The sequence below is a fragment of the Flagellimonas chongwuensis genome, from assembly GCF_013376415.1.
In the GTDB taxonomy this organism is placed as follows: Bacteria; Bacteroidota; Bacteroidia; order Flavobacteriales; family Flavobacteriaceae; genus Flagellimonas; species Flagellimonas chongwuensis.
Map to the genome: position 1 here is coordinate 321,450 of NZ_WYET01000001.1, position 17,399 is coordinate 338,848.

Genomic DNA, 17,399 nt, shown 5'->3' on the forward strand with positions numbered 1-17,399 from the left:
TTACGATTATCCTCATTATTTTTGCAAAATGCTAGAAGACAAGAATCAAGAACGTACATCTTTGGAAGAATTGGGCGAATTTGGCCTGATCGACCATCTTACCAAAAATTTTGAACTCAAACAACCATCATCCCTTATCGGGGTGGGCGATGATGCCGCTGTTATGGACTACAATGGGAATAAAACCATTGTTTCCACAGACATGCTGGTGGAAGGGGTTCACTTTGACCTGAGCTATATGCCCTTGAAGCATTTGGGCTATAAATCGGTAATGGTCAACCTTTCCGATATTTACGCCATGAACGCCATGGCGACACAGGTCACAGTTTCCTTGGCCATTTCCAACAGGTTTCCTTTGGAAGCGCTCGAAGAATTTTATGAAGGTGTTGCCCTTGCCTGCAAACTGTACAACGTAGATTTGGTCGGTGGAGACACCACCTCATCTACTCGGGGGATGATTGTTAGCGTAACTGCCCTAGGCGTGGCAAAAGAAGATGAGATTGTTTATCGCAAAGGAAGCAAACCCAATGATTTGCTCGTCGTCACCGGAGATTTGGGCGGAGCTTATTTGGGCCTACAAGTTCTTGAAAGAGAGAAAGAAGTCTTTAGGGTAAACCCGAACAGTCAACCCGACCTTGAACCCTATTCGTACATTGTGGAGCGCCAATTAAAACCAGAAGCCAGAAAGGATATCGTGGAGCTACTCAAAAAATTGGAGGTACAACCTACATCTATGATAGATATAAGTGATGGGCTCTCTTCCGAAGTAATTCACTTATGCAAGCACAGCGATATTGGTTGCAATGTTTTTGAAGAAAAAATTCCGTTGGACCCCACAGTGATTTCTGCATCCGAAGAATTTAAGATGGACAGCACAATGATTGCATTGAGCGGTGGCGAGGATTATGAACTATTGTTCACTATTGACCAGGCTGACTTTCCAAAAATAAAAGGGAATCCTAACTTAACGGTGATTGGTCACATGACCGAAAAGAGCGAAGGCGTTCATTTGATTACAAGGGCAGAGACCAAAATTCCTATTACGGCTCAGGGATGGAATTCTTTTAACAAATAAAAAAATCCCGAAAATCAAGGGCATCCCTACATCATGGCATTGGGGCACGCAACCATTAGCAGTAGGTAATTACTTAAGTTTCCGGGATAAGATTTGGGCCTTTTCCTAAAACAAAAAAGGGCTATGCCACTTGGTGGACTACCCTACTTTGTCTTTTTCTGTACATGTCTTCCAGTGTACTGTTTATCTCTTGCATTTGAGGTGTCAAGGCAGAGAGCTTTCCGCTGACATCTGTTGTAACTTGTTTTTGGCAGTGAATGCATTTGTACTCCTTTATGTGATGAGTAACTTTCTTGGAAACCGTGTAATGGTGTCCGAACAAGCTGCAAAAGAATGAAGAAAATTTGTTGCCATGTTGCGTAGTAGTTGTTTTCATAGGCGGGTGGTTTTTGGAGAAAAGCATTGTATTACGAAATGGGGCTTCGAAAAATGCTTACATTGGTTAATGGTAATTTTTTGTTATATAAATTATTTTTGAGATTCAACTTTTTACAGGAACGGATGTTGATAACTTTTTATTTTGTGAATGTATCGAGATAACATTTTTTTCGATGAAATACCTTAAAATCGATTAAAAGTTGCCTTTTTCCGTCCAAAAACGCTTTTGTAAGATACTGTATTGAAAACAAATTATCAACAACCCATCGGTAAAAAATCGTTAACCGTCACTGCATTTGCACTCTTTTCCCTGTTTTTTGGAGCGGGTAATCTGGTTTTGCCACCATTGTTGGGATTTAAATCGGGTAATTTATGGTGGCTGGTGGCCTTGGGCTTCTGTATTTCGGGAGCGCTTGTGCCTATTTTAGGGATAGTGGCCCATTCCAAACTACAAGGAACCTTATTCGATTTTGCCAAAAAAGTATCGCCGACCTTTAGTGTTGTGTATTGTTATTTGATTTACGCCATTTCCATTGCTTTGCCATCACCACGGACAGCATCGGTTACGCACGAAATGGCCATCCAGCCCTTTTGGGACTCATCATCGTTACTTACAAGCCTTATCTACTTTATGTTGGTTTTTGTTTTTGCCGTAAATAGAACCAAAGTTTTGGATGCTCTGGGCAAAATATTGACCCCTGGCATCCTTATCATCCTTTTGGTCATTATCATGACCACCATATTTACTTTGGATTTTGATTTTGCTCCTTCTCATATGAGTCAACCTTTTAGCTCGGGTATTTTGGAGGGTTATCAAACATTTGATGCCATCGGTGCAGTTGTGGTTGGTGCCGTAATCATAATATCGGTCAACATCAAAGAAAAATCTGCATCTTATGAAGAAAAGCGAAAACTTATAGGAAAAGCAGGTCTTTGGGCTGGTGCCGGTCTATTTTTAGTGTATGGAGGACTGATCCTCACCGGAGCCTTGTTTGGGAACTCTTTTGATAATGAAATAACCAGAACAGCACTCTTGCGTGGAATTAGCACAAATACCTTAGGCCAAACAGCCAATCTTTTATTGAGCATATTGGTAAGCCTGGCCTGTTTTACTACTGCTATAGGAATTGTAACAGGAACTTCAGATTTTATAAAAAGTCGGTTCAACGATTCTTTATTGGCATACAGAATTACAGCCTTTATAGGTTGCGTGCTAGGCATTTTGATAGGACAGTTCAATGTTGGTTACATCATCGATGTGGCGGTACCCGCATTGATGTTCATTTATCCCATTACCATTATTTTGATAGTGTTGAACTTTGCCCCTGACAGATACGCTTCCGAAAAAGTGTTCAAGTGGGTCGTTGTCACAACAATCCTATTCAGTATTCCTGATTTTTTGGGAAGTATCGGACTGGGCAAATATGTTTCGCCTTATGTTGATTGGGTTCCTTTGGGACAATATCAAATGGGGTGGATTTTGCCTGCATTGATTGTTTTTATCCTCGGAAATTTAGGTAAGAAAAGTTAGAAGGTCGCCCAATATTCAAACCTGTCAGCCACATTGTCCACATCGGTCTTAGGCTGCCCCCTCCTTTAAATTCTCCCGCCATTCTGTTCAGGTATGTTTAAGGTTTATAAATTGACCTATAATGCCCACTGGGCAATGAATGACCCTTAGCTTTTTTAATTGAAAGGTAAATTATTCTTAATCACAACAACAGTATTTGTCACTGTTAGCTTTCTCGAAGCATTCCTTCCCTTCAGTAAATGCGAAATAGGCCAAGCCCAAGGTTCCCAAACTATCTATATAGGGTATTTTGAAAAGTTCATATACGCCACTACTCATCAAAAGAATAATGGACATGTATACACAGACCATGGTGCAATTGGCATCAGCTAAAATCGGTGCAGAATCAAGCTCCCGTCCCACTTTTCTCTTCCACCATACCAAAGTCCACATAATGAGTATGGATATGGAGGAAATGATGACACCCCATAAAGTGGTCAGTGGTTTATGACCTGTCCAAATATTGTATATACTCGATACGACAAGACCCACAACCAAAATATAAAAGGCAGTACCTGTAATTTTCAAGGCTGTACGTTCGAACCTATCGCGATCGCTCTCTGGGTTCTTTTGGATGCGCAGCACCATATGGGCAATGCCCAATCCCGAGATGACCTCGATAAAACTGTCCGTTCCAAAACCAAAAAGGGCAAGGCTTTCATCTTCAAAACCGAGATATGTGGAAACTATGCCTTCAGCCACGTTATAAATAATGGTGAACAAGGCAAGGGCAAATGCAGTTTTATACAATTTTACATCTTGGGTCATTGGAAATGTTTCGGTTATCATTTCTTTAGGGACCATGAATTTCCGGGATTCAGGAACAAAAATCAAATGTTTTTCGACTACTTATCGGAATCCCTACTATTCATGGCCATTTTAGCTATATCCCGTGTGATTTTTGTGGGTGAGTTGCAATCACAGTTGCTCAAACCTATCACATAAATATCTTCCTTTGGCAAATAAACTCCCATAGATTTATATCCAAAGATAGACCCGCCATGCTCAAAGCTTTTTGTACCGTTCAAAGTTTCAACATGCCATCCATAACCATAATCGGTTTGCTCTCCATTGTTCAACCTATAATTGACAAAGGCTTTGTTCATAGTTTCTTTACTGAGCAATACATTGTTTTTGATTGCTTCCTCCCATTTGAGCATATCATCCACAGTGGACATCAACGAACCGGATGCAAAGGGTATAGAATAACTGATATGCCTAGAGTTAGTATATGTCTTTCCTTTACGATAACCCGAAGCTCTGTTAGGTATCACCTTTGAGTGGCTCGCATAGTAGGATGAAGACATTCCCAATTTTTCAAAAATCCGCTGTTCCACAAAACGGCCATAGCTTATCCCCGAAGCCTTTTCAATTATGTATCCTAAAATGACATAACCTGAATTGTTGTATTTGAATTGATCGCCTGGAGCAAAGTCCATTGGCTCGTTTTTAAAAAAATCGATTACCTCCAAGGGCTCCATATCATCGTTGGCAATGGCATTGAGTCCCTTGACGCTTGTAAAACTCTTTATTCCCGAAGTATGGTTCAACAGGTGGTGGATAGTGATTTTATGGCCCCGGGTCGGATAATCAGGGATGTATTTGGTTATTTCATCATCCAAACGGAGCTTTCCTTTTTCCATCAACATTAAAATGGAGATAGCGGTAAACTGTTTGGTCATGGAACCGATTTCGAAAACATTATTTGTCTCCATCGGCACTTGAAGTTCGAGGTCTGCCAATCCAAAAGCCTTTTTGTAAATAATGTCCCCTTTTTTAGCTACCAAAAAAACGGCCCCTGGATTATTATCAGTAAATTTCTCTTTGAGCTTGTTGTCTATTTGGTACGATAGGTCTTGAGCATTCAAACTTAATTGAGACCCTACTAAAACAATAAACCACAAAAGCCCCGCTCCCTTACAAATTCCGATTTTCATTTTTACCTTACGTTTTTCGATTTGTAAGGTATGACGGCACTTTGTCAGAAAAGGTTACAATGTTCAAGGAAATTATTCAGAGCCCCGCTTTTTCTTATTGAAATGGTATATGCCGTAAGCGATAACCACCAAAACCACAAAAGGGAGATAGCTCCCGATGACCACACCTATTTCGTAGGAGCTATCGGGAGCTTCCGCTATCTTTTTTTCAATGTCGGATTGTTGAATGAATAATAGGAACTTCATAAGGATTATTTATTCATCAACTCTTCGATTTCTTCAATTTCAATAGGAATATTTCGCATGAGGTTAAATGGTTCTCCTTTTTCTTGGATAACCACATCATCCTCCAAACGGATGCCCATTCCCTCTGCCGGAATGTAAATTCCCGGTTCCACCGTAAACACCATATTGGCCTTCATCGGTGTTTTTAATTCGCCGTAGTCGTGTGTATTCAAACCGATATGGTGACTGGTGCCGTGCATAAAGTATTTTTTGTACGCTGGCCAATCTGGGTTTTCATTCTGCACATCAGCTTTATCCAAGAGGCCGAGTCCTATTAACTCGGAAGTCATGAGCTTGCCCACTTCTTTATGGTACTCCGCCCAAATGGTACCCGGAACCAACATTTTAGTGGCTTCATCCTTGACGCGAAGTACCGCGCTGTATACTTCTTTTTGCCTGTCGGTAAATCTACCGTTGGCAGGAATAGTTCGGGTCATGTCACTAGAATAGTTGGCGTACTCAGCGGCAAGATCCAACAAAATCATATCGCCATCCTTCACTTCTTGGTTGTTCTCCAAATAGTGTAGTACGTTGGCATTGCTCCCAGAGGCTATAATGGGACTGTAGGCAAAACCTTTGGACCGGTTACGGACAAATTCGTGAAGGAACTCGGCTTCCATTTCGTGCTCCCAAACGCCCGGTTTCACAAACTCCAATATACGCCTGAATCCTTTCTCTGTAATGTCGCATGCCTTCTGCATCAATTCTATCTCCTCGGGCTCCTTTACACCTCTAATATTCTGCAAAATGGGATTACTTTTGGCCCATTGGTGAGCAGGATATTCTTTCTTGCATTTTTCTATGAAACGATCTTCACGTGTCTGCGTTTCCACCGCTTGGCGGTAATGCTCGTTAGTGTTGAAATATATGGTGTCCGCTTCGGTCATCAAATCAAAAAAGATCTTGTCAAAATCGGTGAGCCAATACACGGTTTGTATTCCCGATACCTCGGTGGCTTTTTCCTTGGTAAGCTTTGCGCCTTCCCAAACAGCGATATGGTCGTTGGTTTCCCTAACAAACAGAATCTCCCTATGTTTTGAGTCCATAGCATCGGGGAACAATAACAAAATAGTTTCTTCCTGGTCCGCACCGCTCAGATAAAATAGATCACGGTCCTGTTCAAACGGCAAGGTGCTATCGGCACCTATGGGGTAGATGTCGTTGGAGTTGAATATCGCAATGCTCTTGGGCCGCATATGGGCCATAAATTTCTTACGGTTTTTCACAAAAAGATTACTGTCTATCTGGAAGTATTTCATAGTTGTATTTTGATTTCCCCAAATTTAGGTAATTGCGTTACCGAAGACAAATTCTTACCTTCCATATCAAATTGAAAAAATGCAACTCAACCTAAGCATACCTGCCTTACTTTTTCCCGCTATTTCCTTGACCATGTTGGCCTATAATGCTAGGTACTTGGCCATTGCCGCGCTCATCCGGCAATTGCACAAACAGTTCGAAGAAACCTCTGCCCAGCCCTTAAAACAACAGATCAATCAATTAAGAAACCGGCTAAGCATTATAAAGAACATGCAAGCTTCGGCCATTATCAGCTTTTTATTGGCGGCGGTCACGATGTTCCTTGTATATGTGGAGATGGAGGTTTGGGCCAACATTATTTTTGGTATAAGTCTGATTTTTCTCATGATTTCGCTGATTCTCTCACTTTTAGAGGTTCAACTTTCTACCAAAGCCCTTGGCATTCAGTTGAAGAATATGGAAAAATAATAAGCTATTTAAACAAGGTGTGTAGGAATACTTCTTCGTGCGCTCAGTGCTTAAAAATCAACCGTCAATTGAAAAGGGCCTTGTACCAATTCTAAAGGGTCATTGGTAAACCCGATTCAAATAAAACTTCTGCTTACATCTACTTTTGCGCATAAATTTTATACATAATATAGAGAAGGATTATGCAGCGCGTTAGGGAGTTGGAGTTTTTCAAAAAAATAAAACAGATCAGGGAGTATGAGTTTGGGACCTTCTATTTTTTCGATGGTTTGGTCATTTCAGAAATGAACGAAGGTGAAACTTTTAATTGGGACATAGCGGAAACCATAATTAAAGTTGCTTACGAAGTTTTGGGAAAGGACAAACCCATTGCCTATATCAGTAATCGCATCCATAATTATTCGGTAGTGCCCACAGATTGGCTAAAGTTTTATAAACATCGCCACAAATTGGAATTTTATTCCATTGTAGCCTACAACAATAGTGGATTGACGAGCGTGATTTTAGAAAAGTTATTTTTTAAGGATAAAATACGTCAGTTTTCCAATCTTGAAGACGCCATTAAATGGAGTCTGGCCAAAGTGAGCGATGAAATAGACTTATCTGCTTAGAACCCTTTCACTATCTACCTCGTTTTGCATTTTTCTCCACAAATTGAACAATGGTTTTGGCCACGTTTACACCAGTGGCCGCCTCAATTCCTTTTAAGCCCGGCGAGGCGTTTACCTCAATAAGCAAAGGGCCGTTTTTGGAACGGATCAAATCCACTCCGGCCACACCCAGCCCCAAATGTTTGGTAGCATTGATGGCGATGAATTTTTCACGGGGCGTCAACTGCACTTTTTGAGTCTCGGCACCACGGTGCACATTCGACCTAAAATCGTCCAGACCGCTGGTCCGCTTCATACTGGCCACAATTTTGTTGTCCACGACCACAATCCTGAGATCTTCCCCATTGGCCTCTTCAATATACTCCTGCAACAAAATACTGGTGCTCATGTTATACAATGTATCTATGACGGACTTGGCAGATTTTTTGCTTTCGGCCAAAATAACACCCTTGCCCTGGGTGCCTTCCTGTAGTTTGATGATCACCGGGGCTCCGCCCAAAAGCTCAATCTGGTGCTCCACATTATTGGGGTTGATGGAAAACACCGTTTTTGGCACTGGAATTCCTTTCTTGAACATCATTTGCAAAGTGGAAACCTTGTTCCTGGCCCGAATGATTCCAAGAGACTTTGCCGTACTGAATATATTGTTCATCTCGAATTGCTTCACTATCGCAGCACCATGTCTTGTAACTGTGGTTCCGATTCTTGGCACAACTGCATCAAACTCATCGGTAATGTTGTCGGCTTCATAAAAAATCTGGGGCTTTTCTCCTCCCAACTGTACGGAACACTTGGTGTGGTCTATATGCTCCACATAATGGCCTGCTTTTTCAAACTCCTCGGCAATCCTGGAAGTGGAATACACGTTGAGGCTTACGGAAAGTAGGGCAATGTCCATTGATATTATAAATTTTATCCAAATTCGAACAATTATTTGGATTTTCCTTTTACCAGCCGTTTTTCTTTTGATGCAAGAGGGTTATACCGTAAGTTTAGGCAGGTTCATAATTACCGTTGTTCCCAGTGCCTTTCCAGTTTCTTCGTCTTTTATATCGTAAATGGTATAGCTGAAATCCTCGTGGTATTTTTTGGAAAAAAAATCCAATCTATCCTGAACGATGGTCAATCCCAAGGATTGCCCCTTCAAGGGATTTTGGCGGTTTTTAAGACGGGATGCTTCCCGCCCAACACCGTTATCCTCAACGATAACCGTAAGACAACCCCCTTCATCGGTTTCTTGGACTTTAATGACCAACTGTTTTTTGCCTTTTTTTGTGGTAAGTCCGTGCCAAATGGAATTTTCCACAAAGGGTTGAAGTATGAGGGAGGGAATTAAAATATCATCTGGAGCTATTCCTTCATCAATTTCAGCATTGTACTCAATGTTGTTTTTGAATCGGTCACTTTCAATTTCTGTGTACATTTCAATAATGTCCAACTCCTCTTTTAAGGTCACAAGGTCTTTTCTTGAACTTTCCAAGATGCCGCGTATCAGTTTGGAGAACCTGCCCAGATAATAAATGGCCTTCTCTTGGTCGTTTTCTATTAGATAGGATTTAATGGAATTGAGCGCGTTGAAAATAAAATGAGGGTTCATTTGACTTCGTAAAGCATCGAGCTTGAGCTGTGCGAACCTATTTTCCATTTTCATGGTAAGTTTTTCGGTCCGCTCCCTTTGGGCCTCCGAACTAAGACCCTCTATTTCTGCTTTGGTCTGTAAGAGCTCATCCGATAGGGTTCGGTTGATACTCTCCTTGATCACTTGGTTTTCCTCCAATTGCTCAATATATTTTTTCTGTACATGGGCCTTATCCCTGTAGACCATTTTTTGCTCCAGTCCGATGGCCAGGGCAAACAATAAGCTTTCAAGCAGTACACCAAGATAAAAGATGTACAATGTTTCGTCGCTGGCCCTACTTTCTTCAAAAGAATACAGGGTGATGATAAGATACGAAACAAAAAGCGCCGACATGCCCGAGAGAATATACCACTTGATGATACGGTCTTGTTTGAGAACCAAATAGAACCCTCCCACAAAAACGATCAGGCTCATGGGCAAAAAGAAGAATCCATGGAAATAATCGATTAAATAAGACCTGGGATTCATCAATTGGACGGCCCATAAGACCAAATATAACGGCGCGACCCCCAAATAGGCCCGGTATGCCCATTTAACAAATTTTGGATGGTCGTTCTTGAGCTGCATGATATCCAGGACAAAAAAGCTGAACAGCATAGAGGCAAACAATTGTGTGGGGTAATGAACCCAGGCTACAAAGCCTCTTCCGGAAGGACTATGAAAAAAGTCCGAAAAAAAGACACCTTCCACATATTTCATCAACGTAACGCCGGTAACCAAGGCATATAGGGAGTAAAAAAGGTAAAACCGCTTCTTGTGCTGAAAAAACTGAATCAGAAAGAAAACAAAAAGATAGAACAGTACGGAAACCACAAGGAACCCAAATCCATTCTGGTTACTTTCCTTGAAAAAGTCTGTCAAATTTTTCAGCATAAAGTCATCTTAGCTCATCTTGTTTAAAAAAGCCTCTTTTTTGGTTCTAGAAACGGGTATTTTCTTTTGGTTCAACAATACCAAATATCCATCGGACCGTAAATACTCCTTCACCTTGAGCAAATGAACAATATAGGAATTATGTACCCTGAAGAACATTCGGTTGGGAAGCATGTCCTCCAGCTCCTTCAATTTTTTTGATACCAACAACTCTTCTCCCGATTCCAAAAAGGTTTTTGAATAATTCCCATCCGATTCGCAATACACGATTTCGTTCACACGCAGGAACAAGATTTTTCCACTTACAGGAATCTGAACAATCTGTGGTGAACTTGCCCGGGAAAGGGCTTCAAAAGTCTGTTCAAATTGGTGTTTAAAATTTTGTGCACCGTTCAATTTTTTCAGCTTTTCCACAACGCCCAAAATATCATCTTGATCTACCGGTTTCAAAAGGTAATCCACCGCACTCTCTTTAATTGCCCTGATGGCATATTGATTGTACGCTGTAGTGATTACAACGGCGAAGTTGCGGTATTCCAATTTTTCCAAAAGGGAAAACCCGCTCATTTCGGGCATTTCAATATCCAAAAAAACGCAATCGGGCTTTAAATAGTTGATTCCAGATATGGCCTCTACCGGGGAGGTAAACGTTTCAATGATCGAGATAAAGTCCGAGTGTTTTCTCAATTCCCAAGAAAGGCTATTGATGGCAGCCAACTCGTCATCCACAATAATTACCCTCATGATGGTTTCTTCTTTGTTCCAAATTATAACTTGAATCGTTATAAAACCCACCTATAGTGATGTTTAACATAAAATGGTGTATAAGATGCATATATGCTGTACAGATGGTAAAACTTACCTAAAAAAGAATGTAATACTCCATCGGTAACAGAAAACCATCGATCAGCATAATCATACATACATATAGTAAGGAGCGAGTTCTTGAGCTGGTCAATCCATTCTAATTTGCCAGTTGAAACCCAAAAAATTTAAACATGAAAACAAGTGAATTATCAATTAAAACATTCTTTTTAACAGCAATGTCGGTCGCATTGATCGTCTCTTGCTCATCAGAAGATGGTGAGGATGGTGCCGTTGGACCTCAAGGGCCTCAAGGTGAACAAGGAGTCGCAGGGCCTGCCGGAGCCCAAGGTGAACAAGGGGAGCAAGGGGAAACAGGTACTGCCAATGTGATATACTCGGATTGGATAGCATCCGAATTTGGTGGTCTTGCTGCAGCCGAAGAATCCGACCAATTGTTGGTTTCCTTTGGATTAGCTGAATTCAACAATGCAAACGACGTTCTCCTTGTCTATGGAAGACATGAAATCAATGTAATATCAAACGAGGTCTATCAATTGCCCTTTGAGCTAGTTTCCCAAAATGAAATATATAGGTATAGATTAAACCAAGGTTCAGGTTTCATAGCACTATATGCAGAAGCAGTGACCTCTGATGGAGGAACCAACGTGTTTACCTATTTTGATGACTTCAGGTATGTACTCATTCCCGGCGGGGTATCTGCTCCTGATAAATCTGCTTCAAGTGCTGTGGATTATTCTAAAATGAGCTACGAACAAGTCATCGAATATTTCAACATTCCTGAATAATCAGGTATCATAAAGTTCCCCCTAATTCAAAACATACCTATTATTTAAGCTCCGATATAAAGATGAAACAATTATTATACGTTCTCTTGGCATTGATGTCCATTTCAATGGCCGCCCAAGAACAAAGCGCTACCATTAAAGTATTGGCCAGGGCCATCCACACAGATTCTTCTCCCACCTATAAAGCCACGGTTTCAATAAGTTCTGCATACTCTAGCTATGCTTCGGACGGCATGGATTTCGAGGAACTGAGGTCTCTCTACCAAAAAGCCCTTGAACTGAACGGTATTGCTTGGGAAGAGCTCAAGAAAAATCCACACGAGTTTGGCTTTGAAACCATGGGATACGACAAGGAAGGTGTTATTTATGAGTTTTCAACTTCGTCCATCGAAAAAATGAAAACTTTTTTGACCATAAAATCGTTGGGGCTTCAACGTTTAAACAGTGTGGCAGTTTTAAAAATTGATGAGAGCGCAGCAAAATCGCTCTATGGTAAAGCAATGGAAGACGCTATCCATAAAGCATCCTTGATAGCCGAGGCCCTTGGCAAGGAACTCGGTGATGTAATAACTGTAGAAGACACTCAATATCTAAGCGAACAGGTGGAAACGGCCATATATTATGATCGCCCGGTCAATGAATACATCTATTCCCTTCAAGTGGTGTTCAAAACAAAATAAACTCCGATCCAGATATTCTCAAATACCTTATAGCTGCCTTTGCCACCATTTTCCGTAAGCTCTATCCTTTTCAATGGAATAAAATTTAAGCCCAAGTCCCTTTTTGCAGTTTTAATATATCATTTTCAAAGCTTTGCCCCTTCCCTATAATGTTTCTAAATAAGGGGGGTCTACTTGTTTATTACTTGTTAAAAACTCATTCGTGCCGTAAATTTGTGTAAAAACTAACTTCTAATGAGTTTGATAAAATCTTCGTTGGCCCGAAAATATGTTATGGCCCTATCGGGTCTTTTTTTGGTCACATTTTTGATTCTTCACGTGACCATTAATTTGGCCTCGGTATTTTCCCCTGATTTTTTTAATGAAGCATCCCACTTTATGGGCTACAACCCCATAGTTCAGTTTTTGATGCAACCAATTCTAATTGCAGGTGTCATCGTACACTTTGTAATGGGCTTTGTTTTGGAGATTCAGAACAAAAAAGCCAGGAATGTAGGCTATGTTAAGTACAAAGGTAGTGCCAATGCGCCCTGGGTTTCTCGAAACATGATTTATTCAGGTCTGGTCATCCTTGCTTTCTTGGCGTTGCATTTCTATGATTTTTGGATACACGAAATGGCCTACAAATACGTAGAGGCCAATCCTGAGGACCCAACACGTTACTATCATGAAACGGTGGAGAAATTTGCTCCTTTCTGGAGAACCATTCTTTACGTGGTTTCCTTTGTGTTGCTTAGCTTGCACTTGTGGCATGGTTTCGCTTCCTCTTTCCAATCCATGGGTGCCAATAACAAGTACACCGTTGGATTCACAAAATTTGCTAAAATATTTGCGGTCGTGGTACCCTTGGCATTCGCTTTTATCGCCTTGTACCACCACCTTAACCCAATAACACATTAAGTATGGGCATATTGGATTCTAAAATTCCATCTGGGCCGTTGGCCGACAAATGGACCAAGCATAAAAATGACATCAATCTAGTTAACCCTGCCAACAAAAGGAATATTGACATCATTGTTGTAGGTACAGGACTTGCAGGTGGTGCCGCTGCAGCTACTTTGGCCGAGTTGGGTTACAATGTAAAAACCTTCTGTTATCAAGATTCTCCACGTAGGGCACACTCCATTGCTGCCCAAGGGGGAATCAATGCAGCTAAGAACTATCAAGGGGACGGGGATAGCAACTACCGTCTTTTCTACGATACCATAAAAGGGGGGGATTACCGCTCCCGCGAAGCCAACGTTTATCGTTTGGCCGAGGTTTCAGGTAATATCATCGACCAATGTGTGGCACAAGGTGTTCCCTTTGCCCGCGAGTATGGTGGTATGTTGGACAACCGTTCGTTTGGTGGGGTTCTCGTATCAAGGACCTTTTATGCCAAAGGACAGACCGGTCAGCAATTATTGTTGGGTGCCTACTCTGCAATGAACCGTCAGATAAACCGTGGAAAGATTCAAGCTTTCAACCGTCATGAAATGATGGATTTGGTCTTGGTAGACGGTAAGGCAAGAGGTATCATCGCTAGGGATTTGGTAAGTGGTGAAATTGAAAGGCATAGTGCCCACGCCGTTGTTCTGGCAACCGGAGGGTACGGAAACGTATTCTTCCTTTCAACCAATGCCATGGGAAGCAATGTGATGGCCGCTTGGAGAGCGCACCGCAAAGGAGCTTTCTTCGCCAATCCATGTTTTACTCAAATCCACCCGACCTGTATTCCAGTTTCAGGTGACCATCAATCCAAATTGACGTTGATGTCGGAATCCCTTAGAAACGATGGACGAATCTGGGTCCCCAAGAAAATGGAGGATGCCATTGCCATACGGGAAGGCAAAAAGAAACCGACAGAACTGGCCGAAGAAGACAGGGATTATTATTTGGAGAGAAGGTATCCTGCCTTTGGTAACCTTGTTCCCCGTGATGTGGCATCAAGAGCTGCCAAGGAACGATGCGATGCCGGCTTTGGCGTAAACAAAACCGGAGAAGCGGTATTCTTGGATTTCGCGTCCGCTATAGAGCGTTACGGAAAAGAAAAGGCCTTGACCTCTGGTCTTAAAGACCCAGACAAGGCGACCATCACCAAATTGGGAGAGGAAGTTGTTGAGGCCAAATATGGCAACCTGTTCCAGATGTACGAAAAAATTGTGGACCAAAATCCATATAAGACCCCAATGATGATTTATCCCGCTGTACACTATACCATGGGAGGTCTTTGGGTGGATTATAATCTACAGACCACAATTCCTGGTTGTTACTCTGCCGGTGAGGCCAACTTTAGCGACCACGGCGCCAACCGCTTGGGTGCTTCTGCCCTTATGCAAGGATTGGCAGACGGTTATTTTGTACTGCCTTATACCATTGGGGATTATCTGTCAAAAGATATCAGAACCGGAAAAATACCAACCGATTCTCCAGAGTTTGACGAAGCTGAAAAACAGGTTCGCGACAGAATGGAAAAGTTGATGAGCGGTTCAGGAATCCATTCCGTGGATTATTATCACAAGAAACTGGGCAAGATCATGTGGAACAAATGTGGTATGGCTCGTAACGAAAAGGAATTGAAAGAAGCCATCAAGGAGATTTCCGACCTTAGAAAAGATTTCTGGGAGAACGTGAAAATTCCGGGAAGTATCGAATCTAAAAACCAAGAGCTGGAAAAAGCTGGACGCGTTGCCGATTTCTTGGAGTTGGGCGAACTTTTCGCAAAAGATGCCCTACACAGAAACGAATCTTGTGGAGGCCACTTCCGTGAAGAATACCAGACCGAGGAGGGAGAAGCGCTTCGAGATGACGAAAACTTTAAATATGTGGCCGCTTGGGAATATAAGGGCGAGCCCAAGGATGCCGAATTGCACAAAGAGGATTTGGTATACGAAAACATTGAACTGAAGACAAGATCCTACAAATAAGAAGCTATGAAATTATATCTAAAAATATGGCGTCAAAAGGACGCATCCACACCAGGAAAAATAGTTGATTATACACTTGACGGTGTAGAAGGAGATATGTCTTTCTTGGAAATGTTGGATATCCTAAACGAAGAATTGGTCTCCAAAGGAGAGGAACCCGTAGAATTTGACCACGATTGCAGGGAAGGTATCTGTGGAACATGTTCGCTTCAAATAAATGGAGAGCCCCATGGACCGGACAGATTGGTAACCACTTGTCAGCTGCACATGAGAAAGTTCAACGATGGGGATACCATTGTTATCGAACCGTTCCGAGCCACTGCATTCCCCGTTATCAAGGATTTGATCGTGGACCGTAGCGCTTTTGACCGTATACAGCAAGCTGGCGGGTATATTTCCGTGAACACCTCCGGAAATACCATCGATGCGAATTCCATTCCAATCAATAAGCATGCTGCGGACGAAGCCATGGACGCTGCTACCTGTATTGGCTGTGGAGCTTGTGTGGCCGCTTGTAAAAATGCAAGTGCCATGTTGTTCACATCTGCTAAAGTATCGCAATTTGCCCTGTTGCCTCAAGGTCAGGTTGAAGCTACCGAGCGCGTTCAGAACATGGTCCGCCAAATGGATTTGGAAGGTTTTGGTAACTGTACCAATACCGGAGCTTGTGAAGTGGAATGCCCAAAGGGTATCTCATTGACCAACATTGCTAGAATGAACCGTGAATATTTATCCGCTACGCTAAAAGGATAAGCAAATCATATTTCTATATACAAAACCCAAATTCCAATAGGAGTTTGGGTTTTTTGTTATCTTACGGTATGCCCAAAGAATACCCAAAAGAACGCATCAAAGTCCCTCGGTTCAATGAGGAATCAGGTTTCTATACGACACCGGAGCGTTCCAAGATCATGGGAAAAATCCGTGGTAAAAACACCAAGCCAGAATTAGTCTTTAGAAAGGCGTTATGGCAATCGGGCTATAGATATCGCATCGATTACAAAAAACTCATTGGAAAGCCGGATATCGCCCTTAAAAAGTATAAGACCGTCATATTTATTGATGGGGAATATTGGCATGGCCATAATTGGGAAGAACGAAAAGAAAAAATCAAGACCAACCGTGAATTCTGGATTCCAAAGATTGAACGTAACATGCAACGTGATGAAGAGGTGAATCAAGCCCTAAAGGATAAAGGGTACACCGTATTCCGATTCTGGGAAACCGAGGTAAAAAAGAATCTGGATGGATGTTTGGAACAGGTACTCACCCATCTAAACGAGGTCAAAACTGCTTTTTCTCAATCTTAAATACCTGTAGTACCTCTTCTAACAATAGCTCAAAATCCTGAAACTCCGGTGAAGTATTCAGGTTGTGACATTGTAAGGTCTTTTTTTCCTTGTTATACCCTGTAAGCTGCTTACAGATAATCCTATCCGCACAAACCAATATATAGGACTGGTGCCATAAGGTTTCGTTTCGGGTCAACAATTCTTTTTTGATTTCGAGTCCAAGAACATATGCTTTGTTCGGAATGGATTCAGCACTGGAATCGTTCATGGAATCACCGGATACTTCGAATATACGGTGGGGTTCTTCCGTTAAAAAATCAATGATAAAACCACCCTGAAATGGATTGCTGAAGTTGTCCTTCCGTAAATTCTCAATATATTTTTTTTGCCATTCTACCAATATCAAAGGAGCCATCACCAAATATTTACCATGCTCCAATGGGTAAAAAACACTTCCATGCTTGGTAAATGGTTGACGTTTGGTATAAGCCTCGCCCATATCGTTCACCTCGTGCATGTACAGCTCGGCAATGGTAAGGCCAAAATATTCGGCTATCTTGGTTAGATTCTTAATCGGGATGTTTGCATCCTTGCGTTCGTAGAGCTGTATGGTACGAAGACTCACGCCGATTTCCTTGCCCAATTGCGATTGACTTATATTATTTTTTCTTCGTAACTGCTTAATTATATACATTTATTTCTATATTGTGTAATATTGTTACGCAATATGCACTCGACGCAGCAATTTATCTAGTTTTCTGTAATTGGGTTACAAGCCAAATATAGAAAATAGGATCTGACCCCGACATATA

The 17,399-nt window shown here is 41.7% G+C and carries 19 protein-coding genes; 10 read left to right on the plus strand and 9 right to left on the minus strand.

Annotation, left to right across the window (positions count from 1 at the left end; genetic code table 11):
* Positions 1-28: 28 nt before the first annotated feature.
* Complete coding sequence (gene thiL / locus GUA46_RS01395; RefSeq protein WP_176618999.1) at positions 29-1,075, plus strand: thiamine-phosphate kinase; 1,047 nt, start codon at positions 29-31, stop codon at positions 1,073-1,075.
* Positions 1,076-1,196: 121 nt separating this feature from the next.
* Here the strand turns inward: thiL and GUA46_RS01400 are convergent, their stop codons facing one another.
* Entirely contained in the window at positions 1,197-1,451 is a 255-nt protein-coding gene (locus tag GUA46_RS01400; protein ID WP_108245934.1) for a hypothetical protein, read from the minus strand.
* 243 nt (positions 1,452-1,694) lie between these two features.
* On the opposite strand from GUA46_RS01400, the gene brnQ reads away from it, so the two are divergent.
* Positions 1,695-2,984, plus strand: coding sequence for a branched-chain amino acid transport system II carrier protein (gene brnQ, locus GUA46_RS01405; RefSeq protein WP_176619000.1), 1,290 nt, complete (start codon positions 1,695-1,697; stop codon positions 2,982-2,984).
* Positions 2,985-3,161: 177 nt separating this feature from the next.
* On the opposite strand, the gene GUA46_RS01410 is transcribed toward brnQ, so the two are convergent.
* From GUA46_RS01410 to GUA46_RS01425, 4 genes are all read right to left on the minus strand, one after another.
* On the minus strand, positions 3,162-3,827 hold the full coding sequence (locus GUA46_RS01410) for a cation efflux transmembrane domain-containing protein (RefSeq protein ID WP_229418412.1): 666 nt from the start codon (positions 3,825-3,827) through the stop codon (positions 3,162-3,164).
* 41 nt (positions 3,828-3,868) lie between these two features.
* Positions 3,869-4,960: a serine hydrolase domain-containing protein gene (locus GUA46_RS01415; protein ID WP_176619001.1), complete on the minus strand. Its 1,092-nt coding sequence runs from the start codon at positions 4,958-4,960 to the stop codon at positions 3,869-3,871.
* 72 nt (positions 4,961-5,032) lie between these two features.
* Complete coding sequence (locus tag GUA46_RS01420) at positions 5,033-5,206, minus strand: hypothetical protein (RefSeq protein WP_176619002.1); 174 nt, start codon at positions 5,204-5,206, stop codon at positions 5,033-5,035.
* Between the two features lie 5 nt (positions 5,207-5,211).
* Positions 5,212-6,504 (minus strand): aminopeptidase P family protein, encoded by a 1,293-nt coding sequence (locus tag GUA46_RS01425; RefSeq protein ID WP_176619003.1) that lies wholly within the window; start codon positions 6,502-6,504, stop codon positions 5,212-5,214.
* Between the two features lie 79 nt (positions 6,505-6,583).
* On the opposite strand from GUA46_RS01425, the gene GUA46_RS01430 reads away from it, so the two are divergent.
* Positions 6,584-6,973 carry a DUF2721 domain-containing protein gene (locus GUA46_RS01430; protein ID WP_108245534.1) on the plus strand — a complete coding sequence of 130 codons (390 nt, stop codon included), beginning with the start codon at positions 6,584-6,586 and terminating at the stop codon, positions 6,971-6,973.
* 182 nt (positions 6,974-7,155) lie between these two features.
* Positions 7,156-7,584: a hypothetical protein gene (locus tag GUA46_RS01435; protein ID WP_108245535.1), complete on the plus strand. Its 429-nt coding sequence runs from the start codon at positions 7,156-7,158 to the stop codon at positions 7,582-7,584.
* Positions 7,585-7,594: 10 nt separating this feature from the next.
* Here GUA46_RS01435 and GUA46_RS01440 read toward each other — a convergent pair whose 3' ends face one another.
* The 3 genes from GUA46_RS01440 to GUA46_RS01450 form a co-directional block, all read right to left on the minus strand.
* Positions 7,595-8,482: a RimK family alpha-L-glutamate ligase gene (locus tag GUA46_RS01440; RefSeq protein WP_108245536.1), complete on the minus strand. Its 888-nt coding sequence runs from the start codon at positions 8,480-8,482 to the stop codon at positions 7,595-7,597.
* Between the two features lie 81 nt (positions 8,483-8,563).
* Positions 8,564-10,096: a sensor histidine kinase gene (locus tag GUA46_RS01445; protein ID WP_176619004.1), complete on the minus strand. Its 1,533-nt coding sequence runs from the start codon at positions 10,094-10,096 to the stop codon at positions 8,564-8,566.
* Between the two features lie 9 nt (positions 10,097-10,105).
* Positions 10,106-10,840 carry a LytR/AlgR family response regulator transcription factor gene (locus tag GUA46_RS01450; protein ID WP_159075787.1) on the minus strand — a complete coding sequence of 245 codons (735 nt, stop codon included), beginning with the start codon at positions 10,838-10,840 and terminating at the stop codon, positions 10,106-10,108.
* Between the two features lie 254 nt (positions 10,841-11,094).
* Here GUA46_RS01450 and GUA46_RS01455 point away from each other — a divergent pair, with 254 nt between their 5' ends.
* The 6 genes from GUA46_RS01455 to GUA46_RS01480 all read left to right on the plus strand — a co-directional run bounded on the left by GUA46_RS01455 (position 11,095) and on the right by GUA46_RS01480 (position 16,605).
* Positions 11,095-11,709 carry a collagen-like protein gene (locus GUA46_RS01455; protein ID WP_108245539.1) on the plus strand — a complete coding sequence of 205 codons (615 nt, stop codon included), beginning with the start codon at positions 11,095-11,097 and terminating at the stop codon, positions 11,707-11,709.
* Positions 11,710-11,771: 62 nt separating this feature from the next.
* Positions 11,772-12,389, plus strand: a complete 618-nt coding sequence (locus GUA46_RS01460) for an SIMPL domain-containing protein (RefSeq protein WP_176619005.1) — start codon at positions 11,772-11,774, stop codon at positions 12,387-12,389.
* A gap of 234 nt (positions 12,390-12,623) precedes the next feature.
* Positions 12,624-13,289, plus strand: a complete 666-nt coding sequence (locus GUA46_RS01465) for a succinate dehydrogenase cytochrome b subunit (RefSeq protein WP_176619006.1) — start codon at positions 12,624-12,626, stop codon at positions 13,287-13,289.
* A 2-nt stretch (positions 13,290-13,291) separates the two neighbouring features.
* A complete protein-coding gene (locus GUA46_RS01470; RefSeq protein WP_108245542.1) occupies positions 13,292-15,295 on the plus strand; it encodes a fumarate reductase/succinate dehydrogenase flavoprotein subunit in 2,004 nt (667 codons plus the stop codon).
* Positions 15,296-15,301: 6 nt separating this feature from the next.
* Complete coding sequence (locus GUA46_RS01475; protein ID WP_108245543.1) at positions 15,302-16,048, plus strand: succinate dehydrogenase/fumarate reductase iron-sulfur subunit; 747 nt, start codon at positions 15,302-15,304, stop codon at positions 16,046-16,048.
* Between the two features lie 68 nt (positions 16,049-16,116).
* Positions 16,117-16,605 (plus strand): very short patch repair endonuclease, encoded by a 489-nt coding sequence (locus GUA46_RS01480; protein WP_108245544.1) that lies wholly within the window; start codon positions 16,117-16,119, stop codon positions 16,603-16,605.
* Here the strand turns inward: GUA46_RS01480 and GUA46_RS01485 are convergent.
* Positions 16,580-17,281 (minus strand): helix-turn-helix domain-containing protein, encoded by a 702-nt coding sequence (locus GUA46_RS01485; protein WP_108245545.1) that lies wholly within the window; start codon positions 17,279-17,281, stop codon positions 16,580-16,582. The genes GUA46_RS01480 and GUA46_RS01485 overlap by 26 nt on opposite strands.
* Positions 17,282-17,399: the final 118 nt, after the last annotated feature.